This window comes from Rhodococcus sp. 06-221-2, from assembly GCF_002258365.1.
Taxonomy (GTDB): Bacteria; Actinomycetota; Actinomycetes; order Mycobacteriales; family Mycobacteriaceae; genus Rhodococcoides; species Rhodococcoides fascians.
Map to the genome: position 1 here is coordinate 21,037 of NZ_NOYJ01000016.1, position 24,557 is coordinate 45,593.

Here is a 24,557-nt window from a genome sequence, read left to right on the forward strand (position 1 = left end):
ACCACAGTTTGGGGAGACGTATGACCGACAGCACTTCCAACGGCACCGCCGGTGATCGGCGCAATCTGGAGTCGCGGCCGATATCGGACCCGACCCAGTTCCCCGATCTGCCGGTGACCGTCGTTCTCGACCGGATCCCGGTACCGATTCTGGCTGTCGATCCCACCGGTGCCATCGTTTTCGCGAACGAGGCCTTCGACGATCTGTTCGGACTCGACCGCACAGAACGAGAGGACTTCCACCTGCACGACATCTTCCCGGATCGAGCTCCGGAGGGCGTGAACGTCGCAGAGATGTTCCTGACCACCGTCGCCACCCGTGCGGACTCCCTGTGGCGGATGACCGACAAGACCGGCGACATCGTTCAGGTGCGGGCCAGCAAGTCGATTCTCAGGCGCACCGAGGACACCATCGTGCTCGTCGCGTTGGAGGATTTCACCGACCAGCTGTGGAACGACCCGAAGAGCGCTCTGCGCTGACAGTTCGAAGAGCGCTCTGCGCTGACGGTTCGAATCGTTCTCCCCAGAACGTTTCCCGGGAACGACCAACGGTGTACACCGGCATGTCAGGTGCCGGTGTACACCGTTGCTTTGTTTCCACCCGCGTGTTTCGACTCGTACATCGCTGCGTCGGCGTCTAGCAGTCCGTTGTGCATCAACTCGGCAGACTCGTAGGACGAATCGGCCGACCGCCACCGGCCGGCATCGAGTATCGCGACCCCGATGCTGACCGTCACCGGCACGTCGTCGCCTGGATCGTGCACCGCCTCGCGAATGTCGTCGGCCAGGTGTTTCGCGGAGTCGGCGTCGACCGGAACGGCAATCGTGAACTCTTCACCTCCGGTCCGCGCCACGCACGGACGTCTACCGGTGACAGCGCTCAGCCGCCGCGCTGTCCGGCGAAGAACCCGGTCACCCATCGCGTGGCCGAAGGTGTCGTTGACCCGCTTGAACTGGTCCAGATCGACCACCATCAACGCCACGGATTCAGTGTCGGCCAATCTGCCCAGCATCCGCTCGAGCCGCAGTTCCAGACCGCGCCGATTGAGCAGGCCCGTCAAGGAGTCGGTGTTGGCGAGGTCGAGCTGGCGTTGGATGACTGCGCGAAAGGCGAGCACCGAGTTGACCACGAGCACCGTGACGAGAGCGCGCGCGACGATCGAGGCCGGGTCGTCCGGGCGTTCGAGGACGGCCAGTACCGCGAGCAGCAGAATGACGGCGTTGACAAACGCCGTGTGAAATTTCAGTACGTTGCGGCGGGAGAAGTACGCGATGTAGGTGCCGATCACCGAGAACAGGGCAGCCCCGTACAGAGCCAGGTCCCGGTCCGCAAAGGTCAGCAGTAGCCCCGACACCCCCACGTCCGCATAGATCACGAACCATCCGGGCATGTGCGAGGCGTCCACCGACCGTAACCACCACCACGCTCCCACCGGCAGGGTGGAGAGCAGCACGATCGTGCAGATCAGCACGGCCGTCGTGCCCACCGGACCGTCGTCCGACAGCATGATGATCGCGCCGATCACGCCGAACGACGGGACGAGCACTGCGATACCCCTGGCCACGCGACGCTCGAGCCGGATCGAGCCCGATCGGGGTCCGATCTCGGACGACGGGGAGGGTAGGTCGTGATCGGTTGGCATCGCGTCCCCTCCGTCCGTTTCGAGCAGTCCGAGCATCCGCGTACGACGGCGTCGCGCCCCGGCCGTCGAGGCAGGGCTCGAGCGTACGAAACGACTCGACCGTCGTCACCGAGTTCTCGGAGTCCGAGGCTCAGACGTTACCCGGGCGTTGAGTGGGCAGGTCCGGTCTGATGGTCTCGTAATCGGTCAAGAATCGGTCCAGCAGTCCGACCAGCGTCGCCCGATCCTCCTCGGCCCATCCTTCGATGACTCGTCCGAGGTTCTCGGTGCGGCGTTGCTGGATGGCGGCTGCAGCTTCCTCACCGGACGGGGTGACGGCCAGAACGAATGCCCGCCCGTCACGTTCGTCGGGTACCCGAGCGACGTGTCCTCGCTCGACCAGCTGGCCTACCTGCCTGCTGACCGTGGACGGGTCCGAGTTGACCATCGCGGCGAGCTCGCTGGACCGCATCGGTCCGTCGCGCAGCAGGCGGAACAGGCATACGTAGGCGGCACCGTCGACGCCGCCCGAGGACGAGATCTGCGCGATGTTGCGCTCCCGAATCCGCTGCAGCCGAACCAGCTGTGTACCCAGCTCTTCGGCGAATTCGACCACGTCAGCTACCGGTGAATTGGGCCGGACGCTTCTCGAATACCGAGGTGATGGCCTCGGTGAGATCGTGCGAGGCGAGGAAAGCCGCGTTCCAGGCCGCGACGAATCTCAGCGAGTCGTCGACGCTCGCCGACCGGGAATGGTCGAGGACGGTCTTGATGCCCTGCACCACCAGGGGCGGGTTCGCAGCAATGGCCGCGGCGCACTCGCGGGCGGCCGCGAGGACGGCATCGTGGTCCTCGAACACGTCGTTGACCAGGCCGATCTTCTCGGCGCGCGCCGCGTCGATGTCCTTGCCGGTCAACGCGAGCTCACGCATGTGGCCGTCGCCGATGATCGCGGGGAGTCGAGCGAGAGATCCCATGTCGGCGACGATCGCGACACGCACCTCGCGGACGCTGAACTTCGCGTCGGCGCTGGCATATCGCACGTCGGCGGCGGTGATGAGGTCGACGCCGCCACCGATGCACCAACCCTGCACTGCGGCGACGACGGGCTTGCGGCAGTCCGCCACGGCGTTGACGGCCTTCTGCATCGTCTTGATGGTGTCGTGGAACGTGGTCCTGGGTCCGGCGAGTGCTTGGTCGGCCATCAGCGGCCCGAACGTTCCGGCCATGGCCGGCAGGTCGAGACCGTAGGTGAAGTTCCTTCCGGAGCCCGCGAGAACCACGGCCCGTACCTCTGGATCGGCATCGAGTCGGGCGAACAGTTCTGGGCATTCGCTCCAGAAATCAGGGCCCATGGCGTTGCCCTTGTTCGGCCCGAGAAGTGTCACGTGCGCGATGTGGTCTGCGATCTCCACAGAGAATGCGGTCCAGTTCCGTTCGGTCATGCCTGCGAGCCTAGCGGCAGACGCAGCAGTACCCACAGGGCGTGTTACGCCGAGTAACGTCTGCGCTAAGAGCCTGCTCAGCTATGGCAATGGCCGACTGCGGTCCCCCATCATTCATGCATGTTGATGCATCAGGGGTTGGGTCTCGAGACATTCAACGATCTGCCGCGTCGCAAGGCGGTACACGCGCTCTACGAGTGCTGTTGCTCGGTTGCCTGGGCCTCACGTCTCGCCGACGGCCGCCCGTACCGGTCGCGGGACGAGTTGTTCACCGCGGCGGCCGCCGAGCTGAACGAGTTGTCCGAGAACGTCATCGACGCCTTGGCCGCGACGCTGCCCGAGCCGAACAAGATGTGCACGACCATGGACGCAGAATCACGTAGCGCCCTGGGCACCGCAGCGCGCGCGTACGAGTCGAAATTCGGCTGGCGGTACGTCTCGAACCTGATGATGACTCCCGACGGTTTCGAACCCAGGGACGTGCTGATGGAGCTCGGCCATCGACTCGACAACGACGAACCGACCGAACGGCTGGTCATGCGCAGGGAGTTGGTCGAGATCGATCACCGTCGCCTCGGCCGACTGTTGGGTCCCGAAGGCGGCTGGCCGCCGTACTGATACCGCGAGGTCAGCCGAAGAGGCCGACGACTCGGCCGATCAGGCCACCGGCGATCACGATTGCCAACAATGCCACCAGAACGATGACGACGATCGGCATCACGCGACTGCGCTGCGGCGGTTCGTGGTTGGGCCCACCGACTGCTGTCTCGGCTGGAGGAGTATCGCCCGGCGTCACGCTACCGCCCGCTTCGAGGCCGGCAGTCTCATCGGGTTCTGGATTCTGAGCAGTCATGAACCCGGAGTACCCGGTAGCGCAGCCCTCAATCGAGCTGTGCTCTGGCTATCGCTCCGGCGAACAGTTCCGACACGGCATCGGCGATGACGGACCGGTCGATCTCCTCCGGATCCACCGAATGTTCCACGGCCAATCCGGAGATCAACGCAGCCAAGGACATCGCGAGGCGTCGAGCATCGAACGCCTCCCCCACACCCCACTGCACCGCTCGATCGGCGATGAGTCGTTCGAGCTCGGAGCGGAGGGCACGACGGTCGGTGCGGTAGCGCTCGGCAATCACCGGGTCACGGCCCGCGAGAATCCCGAATTCGACGGTCAGTAGTGGCCACCGCGGCTCGGCGACCACCCAGGACGCGATTTCGCCGCCGCCGGCTCCCGCAGCCGCCTGTGGGTCCAGGTCGGACACGTGAGCGAGTACTCGGGCGGCGAGGTCGAGTGAGCGCTGTGCCAGCAGTTCGGCGAACAGCCCTTGCTTGGAATCGAAGTTGGAATACACGGCCCCCTTCGTGAAGCCGGCCCGATCGGCAATGTCGGTGAGCTTGGCCGCCGCGTATCCGCGCTCGGTGAACTCGTCGGCCGCTGCGGCGAGCAGTCTCTCTCGCACATCGGTGCGCTGCGGCCTGCGCTGTGGCTGTGTCGATCGCCACTCTTCTTGCTGCTCGGCATTCACGATACCTAGAGTATTGAATACCTCGGGTATCGACAAGGTCTTCGAGTCTCGACATGTTCAGGAGCACTTCTCATGCGCAAGATGTCACTACTCGCCGCCGCAGTGCTGGTGCTGCAACTCGGCTTCATCCTCAGCTACGTGTCGGCGTTCCATCAGCCGACTCCCCACGCGATTCCGATCGCCGTGGTGACCGAGGCCGGGCTCCCCGCCGGCCTGGACCAGCAGACCGCCGACCGCCTCGACGCCCTCGACGGTGCGCCGCTCGACGCGCGTACGGCAGCGGATACCGCCGAGGTTCGCACCCTGCTCCGCGATCGGGACATCCTCGGCGCCTACGTCGTCGGCTCGAGCGGCACCGACACACTGATCACCGCGAGCGCTGCCGGCAGCTCGGTGGCGACCGCCCTCGAATCGATCTTCACCGAGGTCGATGCCGCTCAGGGACGCCAATTCGTGGTGCGTGACGAAATCCCGGTCGGCGTGCATGACAACCGTGGATTGTCCGGCTTCTACCTGTCGGTGGGCTGGGTCGTCGGCGGCTACCTCCTCGCGGCCGCCTTCGGTCTGCTCATCGGGGCACCGACGACCCGACGCGAAACCTGTGTCCACGTCGGCATTCTCGCCGCGTACTCGATTGCCTCGGGCGCACTGGGAGCTCTGCTGACCACCCACGTACTCGGAACCTTTGCCGGACACTGGTTTCCGCTCACCGTGCTGGGCACCGGGGTCGTCTTCGCCACCGGACTGTTCACGATGGGCCTGCGAGCCCTGATCGGAGTGGCCGCGGTACCGGCGGCGATCGTGCTGTTCGTCATCCTCGGAAACCCCAGCGCTGGAGGCGCTTTCGGGGCCAACGTACTGCCGCATGTGTACGCGTCGATCGGCCGGTGGATCACCCCGGGCATCGGCACCGAAGGAGTGCGCAGCATCGTGTACTTCTCGGGTGCGGGGGTCGGGCAGCCGGCACTCGGACTGGGTCTCTACATCCTGACCGGCGTGCTGCTGATGGCTGCGGCAGCGGTTCTGCGCCGTCGTCGCAGCGCCGGTGAATCGATGCCGAGCCAGTAAAGTGGCATCCCATGACTGCCACCTTCCCTCTGCCGATGCCCGATCTCGCTGTCCGCACACTCGGTGGCGCAGTGGTGTGGGCGAACGACGAGACGTTCGCCGAGAAGGAAAATCTGATCACACCGGGCAAAGCCGACTACTCGACCGCGACGTTCGGGCACAAGGGGCAGATCTACGACGGGTGGGAGACGCGGCGCCGACGCGAGGCCGGCTACGACGAGGCGATCGTGCGACTCGGAGCTGCCGGCGTCGTGTCGGCCGTCATCGTCGACACGTCGTGGTTCACCGGCAACTACCCGCCGGAAATTTCGATCGAGGCCGCCGAGGTGACCGGATTCCCGTCACCGACCGAGCTGTACGACACCGAATGGACGACCATCGTCGCCCGTAGTGCCGTCGACGGCGACAGCGAGAACCGATTCGAGGTCGCGTCCGACGCCCGGTGGACGCACGTCAAGCTGTCCATCTACCCGGACGGCGGCGTCGCTCGGCTGCGAGTACTGGGACGCGGCGTCCCGGACCCGAAGTTCCTCGCCGTCGGGCCCGTCGACCTGGCCGCGCTCGAGAACGGCGCATACGTCTCGGCCTGCTCCAACATGTTCTACAGCTCCCCCAACAATCTGCTGTTCCCCGGCCCGCCGCGCTCGATGGGCGAAGGCTGGGAGACCTCGCGTCGACGCAACGACGCCAACGACTGGGTGCAGGTGCAGCTCGCCGGCACGGGCCGAATCCGGCTGGCCGAGCTGGACACCAGTTGCTTCCTGGGCAACGCCCCCGGCGCCGCGTCCCTGCAAGGGCGACTGGGCGACGGCGACTGGATCGAACTGCTACCGCGAACGACACTGCAGCCCGACACTCGGCATCGCTTCGTCCTCGACCACGACGCCCCGGTGTCGGAGGTGCGAATGGACATCTTCCCCGACGGCGGGATGGCGCGATTGAGACTGTTCGGTGATCTCGCGGGAGTGGAGCCTGCGGAATGACCCAAGGAGGCGGGAGTGGAGCCTGCGGAATGACCCAGTTGGGCAAGCTGTCTGCGTAAACGGTCGTGTGGCAATAGGGTTGGGGCATGTCCCGGCTACTTCATCCGAATGCAGCCCATGTTGCCGACACCCTGATTTCTCGTGGTCATCACGGGGTGGTGGTGAACAGTCCCGAGGGCACCCACACCGCCGCCGATGCCGCAGCTGCGTTGGGCGTCGAGGTGGGTGCGATCGTGAAGTCGATGGTGTTTCTGCTCGACGACGAGCCGGTGTTGCTCCTGGTGTCCGGGGCTCACAATGTTCATCTCGAACACACCGGTGAGCGTCTCGGCGGCACGCTCGCCCGGGCCGATCTGCGTACCGCCAAGCACGCCACCGGCCAGCCGATCGGGGGAATCGCTCCGGTGGGCCATCCGACGAATTTGGATACGTTCGTCGATCAGGACCTTGCGGCCCACCCCGAACTGTGGGCCGCGGCCGGGCACATCGACACGATCTTCCGCTCGTCGTACACCGAGTTGCTGCGCATCACCGCAGGTCTGGCGATCGACGTCACCTGAGCTCGAACGACCTAGGAAGCAAGGGTCGGGGCAATTCGGGTGGCGCCGAGGATCGCGTCGACGACGTCGGTGTCGAGGCGGGTGCCGCGCGATTCGAGGAGCGGCAACACTCCCGCGGCCAGGAACGTCGACTGCCGCTCGATCTCGCCGTGTACCTGCAGCGTCACGCCGTCGGCGACGTCGGCCGCGGTGACGTCGGAGATCAAACTCGCCAGTCCCGACGGGGTACCGACGTAGCGGATGGACGACGGGCTTGCCGGCGCGTCGAGTGCGGCGAATTCCCGACGGGCCGTCCTGGCGTCGGCAGCGATGTAGATCTCGAGATCGAGGAAGACCGCGAGATTGTCGGCCGATTCACCGCGGTCGACGGCTTCCGCGTGCAACCGGGCGCGTTGCTGCTGAGCTTCTCGCAGGTCCGAGGCAACGATTCTGACGGTGTTCACCTCGGGCCCGACGGTCAGCTCGGTCCAGACGTCAGCGGATTCGATGGCTATGCGGGTGTGATTGTGCGACATGAGTGGTGGTCCTGATTCGTCGGTCGGGATGCGCATGCGGTCGGAGCGGAGCCGAACTCGAACACGACCCGGACGCAGTGCGGCACAGATCGACATACCTGTTGCACCAGTGGCGATTGCCACGCGACACGACACTCACGGTCATGACGCCATGCTAACTGCCTGTGGGGCTGCACGGGGATCCAACCCCGGCGGCCCCGTCGGCCAGGGCGGGGAAGGGACGAGGGTCCGGTACGGGGTTCCACCACCCGGCTTCTTCGGCGTAATCCCACGTCGGCCCGGACTCGACGAACGCTGCCACGGCGTCGACGAGTCGGTCCACGTCGGCCGAGGAACTGCCGAGACCGATACTGGCCCGCACGGCACCGTCGGCGTGACCCAGCCGGCGCAGCAGCGGGTGGGCGCAGAACTTTCCGTCGCGCACTCCGATGCCGTGTTCGGCCGACAGGTACGCCGCCACTTCACCGGGGTCGTGGCCGGCGACAGTGAACGTGACGATGCCGACGACGTCGGGCGCGTCGGCCCACACCTGCAGCAGTTCGACACCCTTCAGTGCGCCCAACCCGTCCCGCAATCGGGTGGACAATTCCCGCTCGTGTGTCGTCGCGGCGTCCTCGTCGAACGACGCGATGGCCTCGCACGCCGCCGCCAGCGCGGCGACTCCGAGCACGTTGGGTGTTCCCGCCTCGTGACGCTGCGGTGCGGGAGCCCAGTCGGTGTGCTCGATCGTCACACTGCGCACGGCACCGCCGCCGGCCAGGTGGGGCTCGCCCGCGTCGAGCCAATCACGGCTTCCCACAAGCACACCCGCGCCGAACGGGGCGTAGAGCTTGTGACCGGAGAACGCCAGATAGTCCACACCGAGTGCGGCGATGTCCACTCGACGGTGCGGAACGAGCTGTGCGCCGTCGACGACGATCCGGGCACCGTGGCGATGCGCGAGATCGGCCAATTGCTCGATGGGGAGCACTTCGCCGGTGACGTTCGATGCACCCGTGATGGCCAGTAGCGCAGCGGGTTTCGCAGCCAGTTCGGCGTCGAGCCGGGCGAGCGTTTCGGCCAGCGTCGATGCTGCGACCACCACTCGGCGATTGCGCCACGGCAAAAGGTTGGCGTGGTGTTCGATATCGAGCACCACGGTCTCCCCCGGCACGCACGCGGCCAACAGATTGAGCGAATCGGTGGTGTTGCGCGTGAACACGACCACTGAATTCGTTTGTGCACCAACGAAACCAGCCACGGTCTCGCGCGCCTTCTCGTACGCCGCGGTGCACACCCGAGACGCGTAGCCGGCCCCGCGGTGCACGCTCGAATAGAACGGCAGCAATTCCGCGATCCGATCGGTCACTGCGGACAGCGCAGGCGCGCTGGCCGCGTAATCGAAATTGGCGTAGGTGCACGTGCCGCCGTGAACCAACGGAACCTGCAACTCCGTGCCGGAAACAGGGGCAAAAGGAGTGCAGGGACGGGAAAGTACAGACGTCATGACAGATCAAGCCCTCACGTTCGAGGGACCCGCAACGGAAGATATTCGTGAACGAGTCCGCGCTTGCCGCACCGATTTTTCGGTGTCAGCCTGGTCGTCACCCGGAGCACCCCACCGCGAAGGAGGGTTGCCGACCAGCAAGCCGGGGCTCGATGCTGGTACTCGTGACCGTGGTCAAGACACTGGCAAACCCGCCACGGTTTTGTCAAGCCGGGGATCGCTCCCACACAGCAGTAGGATTTCCGCGGTGGGAAGGCGCGCTCGTTCACCTGCTGGCAAACAGAACGTGAGATAACCAACGGCGCTGCTTTCCCCAGCACCACAAGAGTCATGTGCCAACGAACGAGAAGGACACCCGGTTGCCTGTGCACCAAGAGAACGATCTGCCGGGTTCGAGCACGGATATCGCACCTGCTCCGGCCGCGTTTCTCCGCTCGCCCCTTGCCCCGCCGGCCCGCACACTGATCGACGTACTGCAGGAGACCGCCGATCGCTTCCCGGATGCACCCGCGATCGACGACGGGACGGTGTCGGTCAGCTACGCCGAACTGCTGGACGACATCGCCGAGGGCGCCCAGTGGCTCGCCGACGCCGGTGTCCGGCGCGGCGACCGCGTCGGCATCAGAATGCCGTCGGGGTCCTTCTCGCTCTATGTCGCAATTCTGTCGATCCTCGACGTCGGGGCTGCGTACGTACCCGTCGACGCCGACGATCCGGAAGAGCGCGCCGAATTGGTCTTCGGTGAGGCGCAGGTGACGGCCATCGTCACTGCGGGCGGAATCGCTGCCGGCACCGCGCCGAAACAGAATGCGCCCGAACTGGGTGCCGGTACTCCGGTGCCCGAGCTGCCCACACCCGAGGACGACGCGTGGGTGATCTTCACCTCGGGTTCGACCGGAACCCCCAAAGGTGTTGCAGTCAGCCACCGTAACGCCGCGGCATTCGTCGACGCCGAGGCGCGGATGTTCCTGCAGAAGGATCCGCTGGGACCAGGCGACCGAGTGCTCGCCGGCCTGTCGGTCGCGTTCGACGCCTCCTGCGAGGAGATGTGGCTTGCGTGGCGGCACGGTGCCTGCCTGGTACCCGCCCCGCGCTCTCTGGTGCGATCCGGCTTCGACCTCGGTCCGTGGCTCGTCTCCCGAGACATCAGCGTCGTCTCGACGGTGCCTACGCTGGCGTCACTGTGGCCCGCCGTGGCACTGGAAGCGGTGCGGCTGTTGATCTTCGGCGGCGAAGCATGCCCACCCGAGCTGGCCGAGCGGCTCGCCGTCGAAGGCCGCGAAGTCTGGAACACCTACGGCCCCACCGAGGCGACGGTTGTCGCGTGCGCGTCCATCATGGACGGTAAAGGTCCGGTCCGCATCGGATTACCGCTGGACGGTTGGGATCTGGCGGTCGTCGACGCCTCGGGCACTCCGGTGGCGGTCGGCGAAGTGGGCGAGCTCGTCATCGGCGGCGTCGGCCTCGCCCGGTATCTCGATCCGGCCAAGGACGCCGAGAAGTACGCACCCATGCCCTCTCTCGGGTGGGACCGGGCGTATCGCAGCGGCGATCTGGTGAAGCTCGAGCTCGAAGGACTGCTGTTCCAGGGCCGCGCCGACGACCAGGTCAAGCTCGGCGGCCGACGCATCGAGCTGGGCGAGATAGACAATGCGCTGCAAGCACTTCCGGGCGTCGGCGGTGCGGCCGCGGCAGTCCGCAAGACCGCTGCGGGCAACTCGGTTCTGGTGGGATATCTCGCCAGTACCAATCCCGACTTCGACCTGGAGGCCGCGCGCGCCTTGTTGGCCGAGCAGTTGCCGTCGGCGCTCGTACCGCGGCTCGCGCTGGTCGACGAGATGCCCACACGTACCTCGGGCAAGGTCGACCGCAATGCGCTCCCGTGGCCGCTGCCCGGCATGGCGGGCGCGTCGGCGCTCGGAGGTACCGCGGGGTGGGTGGCCGAGTTGTGGACCAACATCCTCGGCGCTCAGGTCAACGACGAGAACGCCGACTTCTTCGCCAACGGCGGCGGTTCGCTGTCGGCCGCTCAGCTGGTGACGGCACTGCGCGAGCGGTTCCCCGAGATCACCGTCGCGCAGCTCTACGATCACCCGCGATTGGGTTCTCTGGCACAGTATCTGGACGACCTGAAGCCCGTCGTGGAGGCAATCCCCCGCGACGTCGCACCGACGTCCCGCACCGCGCAGTGGGCGCAGATTCTGGCGACCGTGCCGTTGACGACGCTGACCGGGTTGCAGTGGGTCACCTGGCTCGGCCTGCTGTTCAACGTCATGGCATGGTTCGACGACGTGCCGTGGGCTCCGACGGTGTCGTGGTGGTGGATTCTTCTCGCGTTCGTCCTGTTCATCACCCCGGTCGGGCGCATGGCCATCTCGGTGATCGGCTCGCGAATACTGCTGGCGGGGTTGAAACCCGGCGCATATCGACGCGGCGGCAGCATGCACATAAGGCTTTGGGCGGCAACGAGATTGACCGATGCCAGTGGCGCGTCCAACCTGTCGGGCGCACCGTGGATGGTCTATTACGCGCGCGCTCTCGGCTCGAAGATCGGCAAGGGCGTCGACCTGCACACCCTGCCGCCCGTCACCGGCATGCTCGAACTCGGCGACGGCTGCTCCATCGAACCCGAGGTCGACCTGTCCGGTCATTGGATCGACGGCGACCTCGTCTACATCGGCGGCATCGAGATCGGTGCGGGTGCCACTGTCGGTGCCCGCTCCACGCTGCTGCCCGGCACCAAGGTCGGCAAGAACGCGGTCGTGACGGCCGGCTCCGCCGTCGTCGGACGAGTCAAGGCCGGCCAGATGTGGTCCGGCTCGCCCGCGCAGAAAGTGGGCAAGGCCGATCATCCGTGGCCGGCGGAGACCCCGCCGCGCGCCACCAAGTGGGTGTTCGCCTACGGCGTCGCGTCGCTGTTCCTCTCCGGCATGGCCCTGTTCTCCATCGGCGTCAGCCTGGTGCTGATGGGCTGGTGGATTCACACCGCGGACTCCGTGCTGGGGGCCTTCGAGCGCGGCTTGGTGATGCTGCCCGTCGCCACTCTGGTGTCGCTGGCGGTGTTCGCGCTGATCACCGTCGTCGCGGTCCGGTTGCTCGGCATCGGTCTCGTCGGCGGCTACCACCCCGTGCGCAGCCGCATCGGCTGGCAGGTGTGGGCCACCGAACGCCTGATGGATTCGGCGCGCACCTTCCTGTTCCCGCTCTACGCGTCGCTGCTGACACCGCATTGGCTCCGGTTGCTGGGCGCGAAGATCGGCAAGGACGTCGAGGCGTCGACAGTGCTGATGATTCCCAAGTTCACCACGGTCGCCGACGGCGCGTTCCTCGCCGACGACACCATGGTTGCGAGCTACGAACTCGGCGGCGGCTGGATGCACCTCGGCGACGCCAAGGTGGGCAAGCGGGCGTTCCTCGGAAACTCCGGCATGACGGGACCGGGGCGGACCGTCCCGAAGAACGGTCTCGTTGCCGTGCTGTCGGCAACTCCGGACAAGGCGAAGTCGGGCTCGTCATGGCTCGGTAGTCCACCGGTCCGGTTGCGCCGCGCGGCAGGCAGCGCCGACTCGTCGCGCACGTTCGACCCGCCTCGGAAGTTGAAGATCGCCCGTTCACTCGTAGAGACGTGCCGGCTGATTCCCGTCGTCGTGACGTTCGGTATCGGGCTCGGCGTGTTGTTCGGACTGACCGCGATTGCCGACTCGATCGGCTACTGGCTCGCTGCCGCGCTCAGCGGTGTCGTGTTGCTCGTCGCCGGCTTCGTGGCTGCAGCTGTGTCGGCGGCCGCGAAGTGGCTGTGGGTCGGCCGGATCGGCAAGACCGATCATCCGCTGTGGAGTTCGTTCGTCTGGCGCAACGAGGTGGCCGACACGTTCGTCGAGACCGTCGCCGCACCGTGGTTCGCGCGCGCTGCCGAGGGCACCGCGGTGCTCAACATGTGGCTGCGGTGGCTCGGGGCGGACATCGGTCGAGGTGTGTGGTGCGAGACGTACTGGCTCCCCGAGGCAGACCTCGTGACGTTGGCCGACGGTGCGACGGTCAACCGAGGGTGCGTTGTGCAGACGCACCTGTTCCATGATCGGATCATGTCCATGGACACCGTCGATCTCGGCAGAGGCGCAACCCTGGGACCGCACTGTGTCGCTTTGCCTGCATCGGGTATAGGTGATGGTGCGACGGTGGGGCCTGCCTCTCTGGTGATGCGCGGCGATACGGTTCCCGCGCATACTCGTTGGCAGGGCAATCCGATCGCGCCGTGGGCCAAGGGTGATCCCTTTCCGCGGATTCGCGACGACCGAAACGAGGGGTGATCTTCAATGCCGGACAGGCTCGTGGCACCGGTGTTCGACGTCGACTCCAGTGACAATCCGATCGATACGTATCTTCCGCAGAACGGCAATCGCGGCTATCGCGTCTCGCGCTACGAACTCGACCTCGAGTACAAGGTCGAGAGCAACCGATTGACGGGCAAAGCGAAGATCACCGCGGTCACCACGGCGACGGTGTCGAAATTCGCGTTGGATCTCGGCCCGGCGATGAACGTGTCGAAGGTGTCGGTCAACGGGTCACGTTCGGTGAAGTTCAGCCACCAGCGGGGCAAGCTGAAGATCACTCCCGCCAAGCCCATCGCGTCCGGAGCGGCACTGGTGGTCACGGTGGCGTACGGCGGAACACCCAAGCCCATCAACGGTTTCTGGGGTGAGGTCGGCTGGGAAGAGCTCACCGAGGGATCGATCGTCGCAAGTCAGCCGAACGGTGCCGCATCGTGGTTTCCGTGTGACGACCACCCGGTGTCCAAGGCCAGCTACGGCATCACCATCACCACCGACTCGCCGTACTACGCGGTGGCCAACGGCACGTTGGTACGCAAGCAGACTCGGGCCAGCCGGACCACGTGGGTGTACGAGCAGCCCGAGCCCATGGCGAGTTATCTCGCGACCATTCAGGTCGGACCGTACGAGCATCGCGTCGTCAGCCCGGGACCGGTGCCGATGAACGCGATCACGCCCCCGCGGCTACGAGCTCAGTTCGACCACGACTTCGGCCGTCAACCCCAGATGATGGACACCTTCGTACGGCTCTACGGCCCATACCCTTTCGCGGCGTACACCGTGGTGGTGACCGACGACGATCTCGAAATCCCGGTCGAGGCGCAGGGCCTGTCCATCTTCGGTGCCAACCACTGTTCGGGTTCCCGGTACTACGAGCGTCTGGTTGCACACGAATTGGCGCACCAGTGGTTCGGCAATTCCCTGACCCTCGGCAAGTGGGCAGACATCTGGCTGCACGAAGGATTCGCCTGCTACTCGGAATGGATCTGGGCCGAGAACTCCGGCGGCGCAACGGCTCACGACAAGGCCAAGCGAGCTCACACCATCCAGCGAGGGCTCGCGATGGATCTGCAGCTCACCGATCCCGGGCCCGCCCGCATCTTCGACGACCGCGTCTACAAGCGGGGCGCGCTGGCCTTGCACGCACTGCGACGCACCATCGGCGACGAACGATTCTTCGGCCTGATCCAGGAATGGACCTCCAAATACCGCTACTCCACCGTGGCGACCGCCGACTTCACCGACCTCGCCTCTCGCTTCGGTTGTCCCCGAACCCTGTGGGACGCATGGCTTGTGGACACGCAATTGCCGTCGTTGCCGTAGATTCAGCGGGCAATCGGCTCCCCGGTTTCGGAAATGTTCCTCCGATCGGAGGCATATTTCCAAGTCTGGGGAGCCGATTGTCGTCAGCGATACGCGAGCGAGACCGCGAGGCCTGACACGGCGTAGCCGTACAGCGCGACCGTCGCAGATGCCTGTCGCCAGAAGCCCGTCGGGAACGACGCCGCCCAGCGTCCCGTGCCGTCCAGTTGCAGATCGCAGGGGAAGTCGCTGATGACCATCGCCGAAGCCGGTTGTTTCGAGTGTGCGAGCACCACACCGGTGGTGAACGGCAGTCCCCGAACGAACAGGTGACCACGCGCATCCCCCGCTCGATAGCGCACCGTGGATTCCGTCAATGGTCCTGTGTACCAACGCCGTTGGACGTTCCACCCGGTGGCGTGTGCGAGTCGGAGGTTGCGATCGCCGCGTAGTGCCGTGTCCACGGTCTCGACGTGTGCGATCACTCCCCAGCGCAACATCGACACCCACGAGGCGATCCGTCGGTAGCGAAACACCAGAGCCCCGAACAGAACGATCGCGAACATGTAGGGCACCAGCGCGGGATACCTGGACCAGCAGGCAGCAGGCACGATCACCGCGACGAGAAACCAGTACGCTTCGCGTCGATTCCAGACCGTGGCAGCAGCGATCAAGACTGTCGGGGGCACCCGATACGGCGGGACCGTGCGCGAGGACTGCACCATGATGGCGCTGATCCTAGGGCCGAACCGGTCAGCGCGCACCCACTCGCGCGGTGCCCCGTCTGTTCGGAGAATGCACCACGCCTGCGTACCATCCCCTGATGGCGAAACGGTGGTGGGGACTTGTCATTGCAGCCGCGGTTGCCGTGGCTCTGTTGTCGCTCGCCTCGAATGTCACGAGCGAAAGCCAGTTGTCCGCTCAGGCGAACACGTTGCTGGCCGTGCGCTCGACCTTCAGCAAACTGCTGAATTCCGGTGCCGTGTGGGCCGGCCTGCCTATCCTGTCCGGCTGGCTGGTCCGACGGCCGCTGCACGCATTCGCGGCGGGGATCGTCGCCAGTCTGCTGGCGTTGGTGGTGCACTACGGTGTCGGGCAGTTGTTCGGGATGTTCGACGAGACCGTGTGGGCGGGGAACCGGATATGGTTCGCTCTCGCCGTTGTCATGGGCGGCCCGTTGGGCGTGGTCGGGGTCGTAGCGCGAGCCGGTGGCCTCCCGGGATCGATCGCGCGGCTCGTCGTCCCCGCCGGCGCGATCATCGAGCCGTTCTTTCGGGGCATGTTCAGCGTGCCGACGCTACTGCCGTGGCCCGAGCGTGTCGCCAGTGTCGCCGCAGGCGTAGTTCTCGTGGCCACCGGAATAGTGGGATCCGCGGTGCTGATCCGCCAACGACGAAAGCAACACGTAGCGCACAGGAAGTCCCAGCATCCGGGCGCGGATCGACCGCACCCCAACGACATCGTCCGCTAGGACCACGGCGACGCGCACGACCCCTAGGGCAGGTGAGCGGACGTCTTCGATCGCACTACCAGGCCACACAGTGCCGCCATCACCGCGCCGAATCCGAAGATGATGGGATACGTGACCACCCCTGGCCAGGTCTCGGTCAGCGCCGACAGCACAGCGGGCACCGCAAAGCCGAGATACGTCAGCGAATAGAACACAGCGGTGAGGCCGGCGAGATCGTCGGGGCCCGCAATGCGTTGCACCTCTTGCAGACCCGAAACCAGCGCCATGCCGTATCCGCACCCGAGAACCGCTGCCGCGATCAATGCCGCGGCGATGGTGAGCACCGACGCTGCCCACGCCGCGACAGCCATACCGGCCACCAACAGAGACAGTGCGACGAGAGCGCCGCGCGCATTGGCGGGTGTGTCGATCCGACGCCCGACAGCCTGGATCGCGAATCCGGAGCCGAGTGCGATCACCGCCATCGCAGCGGACAGTGCGACGGGGTAACCGCCACCGGGCTCGTCGGCCAACGCGTCGGCCATCAGAGATGGCAGCACCGCATAGGCGACGCTGGCCGCTCCGAAAACCCATGGGGCCAAGGGCAACACGACGAACAGGAAGCGTCGATGCGACGCCGACGGGATTTTGAGATCGTCGACGAGGCTCTTCCTTCCCGATGATGCTGCGGCGCTGCGTGTCTCGGGGACCGACAGCATGCCGACGAACGCGGCGATGCAGATCAGCACATGCACGCTGTACGCGAGGTGCGTCGGCCAGGGTGCCCACTGCGCGAGCACACCGGCGACGCCGGCTCCCAGGGCGAAGCCCGCCGTCAACGACATCGCGGCGCGGCGCGCTCCGGCACCGGGCTTGGCGGTGGCGTCGCGACTGGAGAGTTCTTTGACCCAGCTACCGCCGACGGCCATACCGATTCCGAGCGCGATGCCGCTGAGCACCCGCCCGCCGAAGAGCATGTAGGCGTTGTCGGGTCCGAGGGCGATCAGAATGGACCCGGCCGCGGCAATTGCAGGCGCGGGCAACATGATCGGGCGTCGGCCGAGTCGATCGGACAACGGACCACAGATCAGCATCGCCGGAATGATGCCCAGAACGTATGCGAACAGGAACGTGTCGACCACTACGGCAGAGAAGCCGTGGTCGAGTCGATACATCACCAAAAGCGGTGTGAATTCGTTGCCGCCCCAGGCGACGGCGAACATGCCGACGGCAACCAACAGCCAGCGTCTGGCCGTCGTCTGTCGGACGTCGTCGTCGATCATGGCCTCGGTCATCGTGTTCCCCCTCTGTCTGTGCGCAAGCCGTGCACCCTGAGCATGTGTTGTTCGACGGCTCGCTCGAATTCGTCTGCGTCCCCGGCTTCGATCAGGTCGGCGAGTCTGCGATGGTCGTCGACGATGCGGGAGATCTGACCCGGATCACGGGTCAGGGATGCCGCTGTCATCCGCCGCTGTCGCTCGCGAAGTCCGTCGTAGAACGCGTCGAGCAACGGGTTGTTGCCGGCGCGGACGACGGTCCGATGGAAATCTGCGTCGGCGGCACTGAACTCCGCTGCGGTGCCGTCGACTGCGAGCTTGTCCTGGATTCGCAGGTTGTCGCGTAGCGCCTCGACCACTCGTGCGCGGGCATCCGCATCGCCGACGAAGGCGCGAACACTGCCGGCCTCGACCAATCGCCTCGCGTCGACGACGCTCTCCGCCTCACCCACCGCGATGGGGACGACCAGCGCCCCCCGCTTGGGATAGAGGCGCATCCATCCCTCGACCTGGAGGCGAAGGAACGCCTCGCGGACCGGTGTGCGGCTGATCTCGAGCCGCGTCGCGATCTCCCCTTCACTGACGAGCTCACCACCAGGAAGTTCCCCCGAAATGACGAGCTCCTTGACAGTCAGGTACGCCGTATCGGCTGCGGATCTCGTCTCGGACACAACATAGATACTAGATGCGCCTCAGCAGTCCACCCAACTCGACCTATCCCGACGGTCCACTCAACGTGACATTGACCGTCGAAAAGTCCACCACATGTCACATTGACTCCCCGAGGGGAGTCCAGAGGGGGAGACAGCGGTCAGGGCACCCAGTGCCTGGCGGCGATGTCGTCGATCACCGGGTCTCCGTCGGGGGCTGCGTCCAGTGCTTCGAGGTCGTCGCGCAGCGCGTTCAGGCGTGGGTCGTCCCCCTCGGCCTGCTCGGCGGCCGTGCCTCCGTCGTCGGCGATCTGGGCGAGCAGTTTCGCTCGCACCCGATCTCGCAGTGAGTCGCTCATTCGTCGTCACCCTTCTTGAAGACGCGTCGGGCCGTGGGGATGAGCGCGATGAGCACGCCCAGCAGCACGATGATCGAGAAGATTTGCAGCAGCACAGCAGCCTCCTAGGGATGTCAGGTCGGGGCGAGGGCGGTGCCCCACGCAGTGTTGCGCACCACGGTGAACAAGACCAATAGGGCAACCCCGACGACGACGGTCGGGCGATTGGGACGAGGCAGCGTCAGTGGCGTCTGGGTCCATCGTGCTCGAAGCCACGCGGCCCAGACACCGATCGCGACGACACCGAGCAGCACCGCCACGACGTTGCTCGACGCGGCAGCCGCGATGTCTCCGCGAGTGAGGTCGCCGAAAGCCCTGGTCGCACCGCAACCCGGACACCACAATCCGGTCAGGGCGTGGAACGGGCACGGCAGGTACGTCGAGGTTCGGGGATCGCGGACGTGCAGCAGCACAGCACCGCCGACTGCGGCCAGGCCGACGCCGAGAGGAGCGGCGATGCCGCGCGTCCGGGTTGCCATGACTATCGGTCCATCACGGTTCGACGATAATCGTCGCGGTCATATCGGGGTGCGGGGTGCAGTGGTAGGTGTAGGTGCCCGCGGTGTCGAAGGTGTGGGTGAACTGCCCCGACTGCATCAGTTCGCTGCGGAACGACTTGTCGTCGGCGACGACGTTGTGTGCCATCGCGCGGTCGGCGAACACCCAGGTCACGGTCTCGCCCGCCGTGATCGTCAGAGACTGCGGTGTGAACATCCGGTCGGCGACGGTCACCTGGTTCTCGGCAGCGGGCTCGGCGGGTGCGGCCGGGGTGGTCGAGGTGGAGCAGGCAGTCGCGGCCAATGTGATCGACAGTGCCGCGAGCAATCCGAGTGCCTTCATGACTCCGACGGTACCGAAGCGGCTCGTTCTCTCCGATCCAGCAGGTAGGTCGCCGTCAGCGCGATCGAGCGGTCCTCATCCTGAGTGAGCTCGCGCAGAGCCTGCGCCGCCGCCGGACCCGGAATGCTGGCCAGCGCCTGGGTCACCCGTAGGCGCGCCGCAATCTCACTCGGGCCGTCCATGAGGGCCGCGACCGTGGAGTCTGCATATCCGAGCTCACCGAGCACGTCCGCCGCGTCCACATCGTTCGTACCCTCGTGGACCATGTCGATCAGCACCGCAATCGCGTCGACGATTCCTCGGGCCGCCAGTTCCAGTGCAGCGACGCGTCTGATCTGCCCGTCCTCGTGGCCCAGCGCCTCCCGCAGCACCTCGGTGGCGTCGGGATGCGGAATCTCGACGACGGTATCGACGGCGCGGCGACGCACCTCGGGATCCGGTGAGTCGAGGCCCTCCCGCAGCGCCGCGACGGCGTCGCTCCCGGTCTGCGCGAGTGCCCATCGCAGCGCGCCGGCGACGTTGGTCGCGGGCTCGCGCAGCACCGCCTCGGCCAGAGCCTCGGCCGGGATGGGGCGATCCCCGACGGATGCCAACGCTGCCGACTGTCGCTTCCCCGCGCTCACCGAGTCCAGGTCTCCGAGCATGCCGATGACACCGAGGACGTCCTCCCAGTCCTCCGGTCGGGCGCTTCCGATGCGGCGCAACCGTGTCAGTAGCTCGGTATCTCGCGCGATGCGCTCTTCGGCTCGGGTAGCCAGCTCGTCGACGAGTCCCGTCGCCGCAAAACTCGGATCGTCCAGTGCACGCCCGACGTCGTTGAGCGACAACCCGAGCGATCGCAGGGATTCGACGTGGAACAGGCGACGAACGTCGGCCGGGGAGTATTCGCGGTAGCCGGTGCCAGTCCGCGAGGTCGGCTGCACGAGCCCGAGCCGGTCGTAGTGCCGAAGCATGCGCGCGCTGACTCCGGACCGCCGCGCCACCTCACCGATCAACATCTGCCTATCTCACCCCGTCGGGTCGGCTGCGCCAACTACATCGACGCGCTGGGCCTCGAACAACGCAAATCCGCTGTCGGGGTCTCGCAGCAGCGACTCCGTCGCCAGCGCGTGCGCGCGAACAGCAACATCCTTGCTCGACGCGGCCTCGCGCACCATCGGCTCGATCACCGACCCGAGTTCCACCAGTGCGCGGCTGAGGCTGCGCTGCATTTCCCGCCCGCCTCGCCCCAGCTGAGTGGACAGCGTCGTCGCCAACCACTGCTCGCTGCCGTCGGGGACCAGGACGACCGCCGCCCGCCACGCGCTTCGGGCCACCTCGTCGTCGGAGTCGGTGATGAGCGGCTCGGTGATCACCGGCCAGGCCGACCGGTCCTTGACCTTCGACAACGTGTGCAACGCCTGACTGCGAGCCTGTGCGCCGCCGGTGCGCGCTTCATGCATCAGCCTGGGCACCGTCGACGCAGCGGGGAGATGAATCAATGCCCACGTCAACATCTCTCGAACCTGAAAATCCGGTTCGGCGGCGCAACGCTCGAGCAGCGCGTCGAGGAGTTCTGGGTTCTTCGATATTCCGATGTCGAGCGCAGCCCGAAGCCGCACAGAAGAGTTCTGGTGCCGAAGTGAGTCGATCATGGCCGTCAGCCAAGACCTTGTCACCGTGTGAAGGTCAAGCCCGGGTCAGGGCGTACGCGTAAGTCCGAACATTCAGCCGGGCCACCGCTCACCCGCCCTGGCAGATTCCGGATTCGTATGCGAGTACGACGGCCTGCACTCGATCCCTCAAGGACAGTGCTTTCAAAATCCGACTGACATGAACTTTGACGGTCCCCTCGGAGATACCCAGATCGACTCCGATCTCCTTGTTGGACCTACCGTTGGCCAGCGAACGCAGAACGGACAGTTCGCGATCGGACAGTGCACTCACCACGGTGTCGTGGCGCGTCTGCCGTTCCGCCGGAGGCAGCGAGCGGGTGAACTGTTCCACAAGATGCTTTGTCGCGCGCGGAGCCAAGACTACGTTCCCGTCGGCCACGGCCCTGATAGCTGTCAGCAAGTCGACCGGTGCAGCATCTTTGAGCAGAAAGCCTTTGGCTCCGGCACGCAGGCCTGCATGGATGTAGGAATCGAGATCGAATGTCGTCAGAATGAGAACCGATGCAGTCGGCAACGAGATTCGATGGCTGCAGTCGCAGTAATCCCGTCCACGTTGGGCATCCGAACGTCCATCAGTACGACATCGGGCCGAAGAGCGACCGCCATGGACACCGCATCGGCTCCGTCGCCTGCTTCCCCGATGACTTCGATATCGTCTTCGGCTTCGAGGATGAGGCGATAGCCCAGCCTCAACAAGCTCTGGTCGTCGGCCAACAAGACGGTGATCATCGAGCGCCGACAGCGTCACCGACATACAAGGTTGCCGCGACTGCCCATCCGCCAGTCGGATGAGGACCCGCGGTGAATGTTCCGCCGTGGACGAGGGCCCGTTCGCGCATGCCGATCAAACCGATCCCGGATCCGTCGGTGGCCTTCGCACGAACGCCCGCGCCGTTGTCGCGTACCGACACGTCCACAGCCTCCGGTCCGTATCGAACATCGACCTCCGCACACGTTCCAGATCCACCATGCTTGAGAGTGTTTGTCAGGGCCTCCTGAACTATTCGAAACACTGCAAGATGCATCGGCCGGGTCGCCTCGGATCCGGCACCGGACACCGTCAGCGTGGTGGGAACCCCGGCATTGCAGACCCGCTCGATCAACGACTCCAGATCGGCCCGGACGGGTGTCGGATTGCAACCATCGAGTGCTGAATCACGCTGCCGATGAAGTACTCCGAGTAGTCGACGGGTATCGGCGAGCGCCGAACGGCCCGTCTCGGACACCACGCGCATCACCTCGATACCCCTTTCCGGCGACGACGCCGTAGCCGCCGCAGCGCCATCGCTGAGAGCGACCATGACGGTGAGGTGATGGGCGACGATGTCGTGCATCTCGCGACTGATGCGGTCGCGCTCGGCAGCAGCAGCCAACGCGCCTTGCTGATCACGTTCGATCTCGAGATGTACAGCTCGAGAAATCAATTCGGCCAGATACGCTCGGCGGGTCCATGAGTGAATTCCTAGACCTGTCGCCAACCCGACGAGGCCGGACAGCAACAGTGCGTCGACCGTCCGCGACTCGCTCGAAGACGTCAGCGCCGCCGACAAGGCGGCAACCTCCACCAGTGCCGTAGCAGCACTTGCTGTTCGGCGTGGTTGCGTCGCGACAACGGTATAGAGGGCAACCAGAACACCCAAGCCGCCGATCACATGATCGTTCCACAGGACTGCAGCCGAAGCGGCGACGAACACCCATGCGAACACGGGAACGGGATACACCCGCCTGAGCAGCAATGGTGCATGTACGGCAACCAACGCGATCATCGCCGGTGCAACGTTGTGTCGGTCGTCGTAGAAGACGTAGGGAGAGGCGACAGCGAAGGCCACCATCGTCGCGGTGCCATCGAAGATCCACCGACGCCAGGGACGACCGACCGATCGCTCGCCACGTACCAGCCACGTCACTGTGGAAAACACTTGCTCGGCATGGCAACTCCGACCGTGAGATTTTTGTCCGAAACCGTCGAAATCTTCGACTTGGCCGAACCCTATGCCCCAGGAGTCGATATGGGTATCGCCAGATCGGCTCGAAGTTTCGCGCCCTACTACGCCTTCTACCGGCGCGTTGTACGCCTAGCGACCGACCATCTCGAGGTCGGCATCGTCCGAAAGGATGATCTTTGCCTCGGGCGAATATCACTTCGTTCCATTTCTCATGGTCAGCTGCATTCGAGATATCAAGCGAGAAAACGTGATTCAACGTGATCATGGTTGACTGCTGCCGGACATCGCAGTGAACAACTCTCGAAAGGACCGATCGATGATCAGAACCACTCTTGTTAAAACGATGATCTGTTCCGTATTGACCGTGGGGCTTGCAGCTACCGCGACCTCCTGCAGTAACGGAGACCGACCGAATTCGCCTGTGGACACTTCACCCACGTCGGCTGTGAACCCCGCTGATCGACCAGTGGATGCCGCGCTGTCCGCGCGCCTGGATGCGGTAATCGATTCAGCGGTAAAAAAGGCCGGTCTGCCGGGCGCTCTTGTGGGAATCTGGGGCCCGGGCGGTAGCTATGTCGGAGCGCGTGGCGTTGCCGACACTGCCACCAAAGCTCCGATGGAGCCCGGCTTCTACAGCAGAATCGGCAGCGTGACGAAGACCTTCACTGTCACAGCCCTGCTGCAGCTGGTGGACCAGGGGAAGATCGGTCTGGACGATCCGATCGCGAAATATGTCGGTGGAGTCACCGAGGGAGGTCGAATCACGCTGCGGCAGTTGGCCGGTATGCGCAGTGGGCTGGACCCATACACATCCAACGAGCAGTTCGTGACCGATGTCCTGAGCAACCCGGAGCAGTCGTTGACTCCGGAGCAACTACTCGCCTACACGGCCGGCCATCCCCTCCATGTCGAACCTGGGACCGACGTGGAGTACTCCAATACGAACTTGATTCTTCTGGGCATGGTGATCGAAAAGGTCACCGGACGACCGCTCGCCGATGTCATCGGTACCGGAATTCTGACTCCGCTGAAACTGACGCACACGGTGTTCCCTACCGCTAACGAGTTTCCCGAGCCGCACGCACGGGGCTACACGGAGCAAACACTGGACGGAGCCACTGCCGACGCCACCGACTGGAATCCCTCATGGGGTTGGGCGGCAGGTGCGATGATCTCGACCCTGGACGACCTGCGCGTGTGGGTACCCGCCCTCGCCAAGGGCGACTTGCTCGCACCAGGCACTCAGCACCAGCGTCTGGAGACCCACAGCCTCGACCCGCAGGATCCTATGAGCGGATACGGTCTGGGGCTGTTCAACGTTCACGGCTGGATCGGCCACAACGGCAGCTTGCCAGGGTACAAAACCGTCGCCGTGTACCTACCCGAAAAGGACACTACCCTCGTGGTTTTCGTCAACACCGATATCGACGGACCGAGTGACCTCGTGAGCGCTTTGATGACTCCGATCACGGAAATTCTCAGCCCCGAAAATGTCTACAGCTGA

Annotated in this window: 25 protein-coding genes, 1 pseudogene and 1 riboswitch; of the genes and pseudogenes, 9 read left to right on the forward strand and 17 right to left on the reverse strand. The window is 65.4% G+C overall.

Annotation, left to right across the window (positions count from 1 at the left end; genetic code table 11):
• Positions 1 to 20: 20 nt before the first annotated feature.
• Positions 21 to 479 (forward strand): PAS domain-containing protein, encoded by a 459-nt coding sequence (locus CH281_RS07600; RefSeq protein WP_027494379.1) that lies wholly within the window; start codon positions 21 to 23, stop codon positions 477 to 479.
• An 86-nt stretch (positions 480 to 565) separates the two neighbouring features.
• Here CH281_RS07600 and CH281_RS07605 read toward each other — a convergent pair whose 3' ends face one another.
• The 3 genes from CH281_RS07605 to CH281_RS07615 form a co-directional block, all read right to left on the reverse strand.
• The gene (locus tag CH281_RS07605) at positions 566 to 1,642 is read right to left on the reverse strand and encodes a GGDEF domain-containing protein (RefSeq protein WP_032369418.1); all 1,077 of its coding nucleotides are present in this window, start codon (positions 1,640 to 1,642) and stop codon (positions 566 to 568) included.
• 130 nt (positions 1,643 to 1,772) lie between these two features.
• Positions 1,773 to 2,237 carry a MarR family winged helix-turn-helix transcriptional regulator gene (locus CH281_RS07610; protein ID WP_032391341.1) on the reverse strand — a complete coding sequence of 155 codons (465 nt, stop codon included), beginning with the start codon at positions 2,235 to 2,237 and terminating at the stop codon, positions 1,773 to 1,775.
• 1 nt (position 2,238) lies between these two features.
• Positions 2,239 to 3,066, reverse strand: a complete 828-nt coding sequence (locus CH281_RS07615) for a crotonase/enoyl-CoA hydratase family protein (protein WP_032369381.1) — start codon at positions 3,064 to 3,066, stop codon at positions 2,239 to 2,241.
• Between the two features lie 120 nt (positions 3,067 to 3,186).
• On the opposite strand from CH281_RS07615, the gene CH281_RS07620 reads away from it, so the two are divergent.
• On the forward strand, positions 3,187 to 3,684 hold the full coding sequence (locus CH281_RS07620; RefSeq protein ID WP_094693640.1) for a 2-oxo-4-hydroxy-4-carboxy-5-ureidoimidazoline decarboxylase: 498 nt from the start codon (positions 3,187 to 3,189) through the stop codon (positions 3,682 to 3,684).
• A 10-nt stretch (positions 3,685 to 3,694) separates the two neighbouring features.
• On the opposite strand, the gene CH281_RS07625 is transcribed toward CH281_RS07620, so the two are convergent.
• Both CH281_RS07625 and CH281_RS07630 read right to left on the reverse strand, forming a co-directional pair.
• Positions 3,695 to 3,919, reverse strand: a complete 225-nt coding sequence (locus CH281_RS07625; protein ID WP_027494384.1) for a DUF6480 family protein — start codon at positions 3,917 to 3,919, stop codon at positions 3,695 to 3,697.
• Positions 3,920 to 3,947: 28 nt separating this feature from the next.
• The gene (locus CH281_RS07630; RefSeq protein ID WP_032373887.1) at positions 3,948 to 4,526 is read right to left on the reverse strand and encodes a TetR/AcrR family transcriptional regulator; all 579 of its coding nucleotides are present in this window, start codon (positions 4,524 to 4,526) and stop codon (positions 3,948 to 3,950) included.
• A 138-nt stretch (positions 4,527 to 4,664) separates the two neighbouring features.
• Here CH281_RS07630 and CH281_RS07635 point away from each other — a divergent pair, with 138 nt between their 5' ends.
• The 3 genes from CH281_RS07635 (at position 4,665) to CH281_RS07645 (ending at position 7,203) form a co-directional block, all read left to right on the forward strand.
• The gene (locus CH281_RS07635) at positions 4,665 to 5,660 is read left to right on the forward strand and encodes a hypothetical protein (RefSeq protein ID WP_032391340.1); all 996 of its coding nucleotides are present in this window, start codon (positions 4,665 to 4,667) and stop codon (positions 5,658 to 5,660) included.
• Positions 5,661 to 5,671: 11 nt separating this feature from the next.
• Positions 5,672 to 6,643 carry an allantoicase gene (gene alc, locus CH281_RS07640; protein WP_032391339.1) on the forward strand — a complete coding sequence of 324 codons (972 nt, stop codon included), beginning with the start codon at positions 5,672 to 5,674 and terminating at the stop codon, positions 6,641 to 6,643.
• 86 nt (positions 6,644 to 6,729) lie between these two features.
• Positions 6,730 to 7,203 (forward strand): YbaK/EbsC family protein, encoded by a 474-nt coding sequence (locus CH281_RS07645; RefSeq protein ID WP_032369378.1) that lies wholly within the window; start codon positions 6,730 to 6,732, stop codon positions 7,201 to 7,203.
• 11 nt (positions 7,204 to 7,214) lie between these two features.
• On the opposite strand, the gene CH281_RS07650 is transcribed toward CH281_RS07645, so the two are convergent.
• Both CH281_RS07650 and CH281_RS07655 read right to left on the reverse strand, forming a co-directional pair.
• The gene (locus tag CH281_RS07650; RefSeq protein WP_032391360.1) at positions 7,215 to 7,718 is read right to left on the reverse strand and encodes a hypothetical protein; all 504 of its coding nucleotides are present in this window, start codon (positions 7,716 to 7,718) and stop codon (positions 7,215 to 7,217) included.
• A gap of 154 nt (positions 7,719 to 7,872) precedes the next feature.
• Complete coding sequence (locus CH281_RS07655) at positions 7,873 to 9,204, reverse strand: aminotransferase class V-fold PLP-dependent enzyme (RefSeq protein WP_094693642.1); 1,332 nt, start codon at positions 9,202 to 9,204, stop codon at positions 7,873 to 7,875.
• A 54-nt stretch (positions 9,205 to 9,258) separates the two neighbouring features.
• A riboswitch (SAM riboswitch) is annotated at positions 9,259 to 9,374 on the reverse strand.
• A gap of 195 nt (positions 9,375 to 9,569) precedes the next feature.
• Between CH281_RS07655 and CH281_RS07660 the strand changes: the two genes are divergently transcribed.
• Positions 9,570 to 13,514: a Pls/PosA family non-ribosomal peptide synthetase gene (locus tag CH281_RS07660; RefSeq protein WP_256983429.1), complete on the forward strand. Its 3,945-nt coding sequence runs from the start codon at positions 9,570 to 9,572 to the stop codon at positions 13,512 to 13,514.
• 6 nt (positions 13,515 to 13,520) lie between these two features.
• A complete protein-coding gene (locus CH281_RS07665) occupies positions 13,521 to 14,858 on the forward strand; it encodes a M1 family metallopeptidase (RefSeq protein WP_032391337.1) in 1,338 nt (445 codons plus the stop codon).
• A gap of 83 nt (positions 14,859 to 14,941) precedes the next feature.
• On the opposite strand, the gene CH281_RS07670 is transcribed toward CH281_RS07665, so the two are convergent.
• Positions 14,942 to 15,562 carry a hypothetical protein gene (locus tag CH281_RS07670; protein ID WP_032391336.1) on the reverse strand — a complete coding sequence of 207 codons (621 nt, stop codon included), beginning with the start codon at positions 15,560 to 15,562 and terminating at the stop codon, positions 14,942 to 14,944.
• A 98-nt stretch (positions 15,563 to 15,660) separates the two neighbouring features.
• On the opposite strand from CH281_RS07670, the gene CH281_RS07675 reads away from it, so the two are divergent.
• On the forward strand, positions 15,661 to 16,308 hold the full coding sequence (locus CH281_RS07675) for a DUF6518 family protein (protein ID WP_230591870.1): 648 nt from the start codon (positions 15,661 to 15,663) through the stop codon (positions 16,306 to 16,308).
• Positions 16,309 to 16,331: 23 nt separating this feature from the next.
• Here CH281_RS07675 and CH281_RS07680 read toward each other — a convergent pair whose 3' ends face one another.
• The 9 genes and pseudogenes from CH281_RS07680 to CH281_RS07720 all read right to left on the reverse strand — a co-directional run bounded on the left by CH281_RS07680 (position 16,332) and on the right by CH281_RS07720 (position 23,014).
• Positions 16,332 to 17,582, reverse strand: coding sequence for an MFS transporter (locus CH281_RS07680; RefSeq protein WP_052053281.1), 1,251 nt, complete (start codon positions 17,580 to 17,582; stop codon positions 16,332 to 16,334).
• A complete protein-coding gene (locus CH281_RS07685) occupies positions 17,579 to 18,235 on the reverse strand; it encodes a GntR family transcriptional regulator (RefSeq protein ID WP_032369373.1) in 657 nt (218 codons plus the stop codon). The genes CH281_RS07680 and CH281_RS07685 overlap by 4 nt, the downstream gene beginning before the upstream one ends.
• Before the next feature lie 140 nt (positions 18,236 to 18,375).
• A complete protein-coding gene (locus CH281_RS07690; protein WP_027494394.1) occupies positions 18,376 to 18,573 on the reverse strand; it encodes a hypothetical protein in 198 nt (65 codons plus the stop codon).
• Between the two features lie 113 nt (positions 18,574 to 18,686).
• Positions 18,687 to 19,091 carry a DUF2752 domain-containing protein gene (locus CH281_RS07695; protein WP_032391335.1) on the reverse strand — a complete coding sequence of 135 codons (405 nt, stop codon included), beginning with the start codon at positions 19,089 to 19,091 and terminating at the stop codon, positions 18,687 to 18,689.
• A gap of 13 nt (positions 19,092 to 19,104) precedes the next feature.
• Complete coding sequence (locus CH281_RS07700) at positions 19,105 to 19,452, reverse strand: cupredoxin domain-containing protein (protein WP_032369371.1); 348 nt, start codon at positions 19,450 to 19,452, stop codon at positions 19,105 to 19,107.
• Complete coding sequence (locus CH281_RS07705) at positions 19,449 to 20,450, reverse strand: HEAT repeat domain-containing protein (RefSeq protein ID WP_032391334.1); 1,002 nt, start codon at positions 20,448 to 20,450, stop codon at positions 19,449 to 19,451. The genes CH281_RS07700 and CH281_RS07705 overlap by 4 nt, the downstream gene beginning before the upstream one ends.
• A 9-nt stretch (positions 20,451 to 20,459) precedes the next feature.
• Positions 20,460 to 21,086, reverse strand: coding sequence for a HEAT repeat domain-containing protein (locus CH281_RS07710; protein ID WP_094693644.1), 627 nt, complete (start codon positions 21,084 to 21,086; stop codon positions 20,460 to 20,462).
• A gap of 88 nt (positions 21,087 to 21,174) precedes the next feature.
• Positions 21,175 to 21,836, reverse strand: a pseudogene (locus CH281_RS07715) (response regulator).
• The gene (locus CH281_RS07720) at positions 21,833 to 23,014 is read right to left on the reverse strand and encodes a sensor histidine kinase (RefSeq protein ID WP_052053279.1); all 1,182 of its coding nucleotides are present in this window, start codon (positions 23,012 to 23,014) and stop codon (positions 21,833 to 21,835) included. The pseudogene CH281_RS07715 and the gene CH281_RS07720 overlap by 4 nt, the downstream one beginning before the upstream one ends.
• Positions 23,015 to 23,474: 460 nt before the next feature.
• Between CH281_RS07720 and CH281_RS07725 the strand changes: the two genes are divergently transcribed.
• Positions 23,475 to 24,557, forward strand: coding sequence for a serine hydrolase domain-containing protein (locus CH281_RS07725; RefSeq protein WP_230072944.1), 1,083 nt, complete (start codon positions 23,475 to 23,477; stop codon positions 24,555 to 24,557).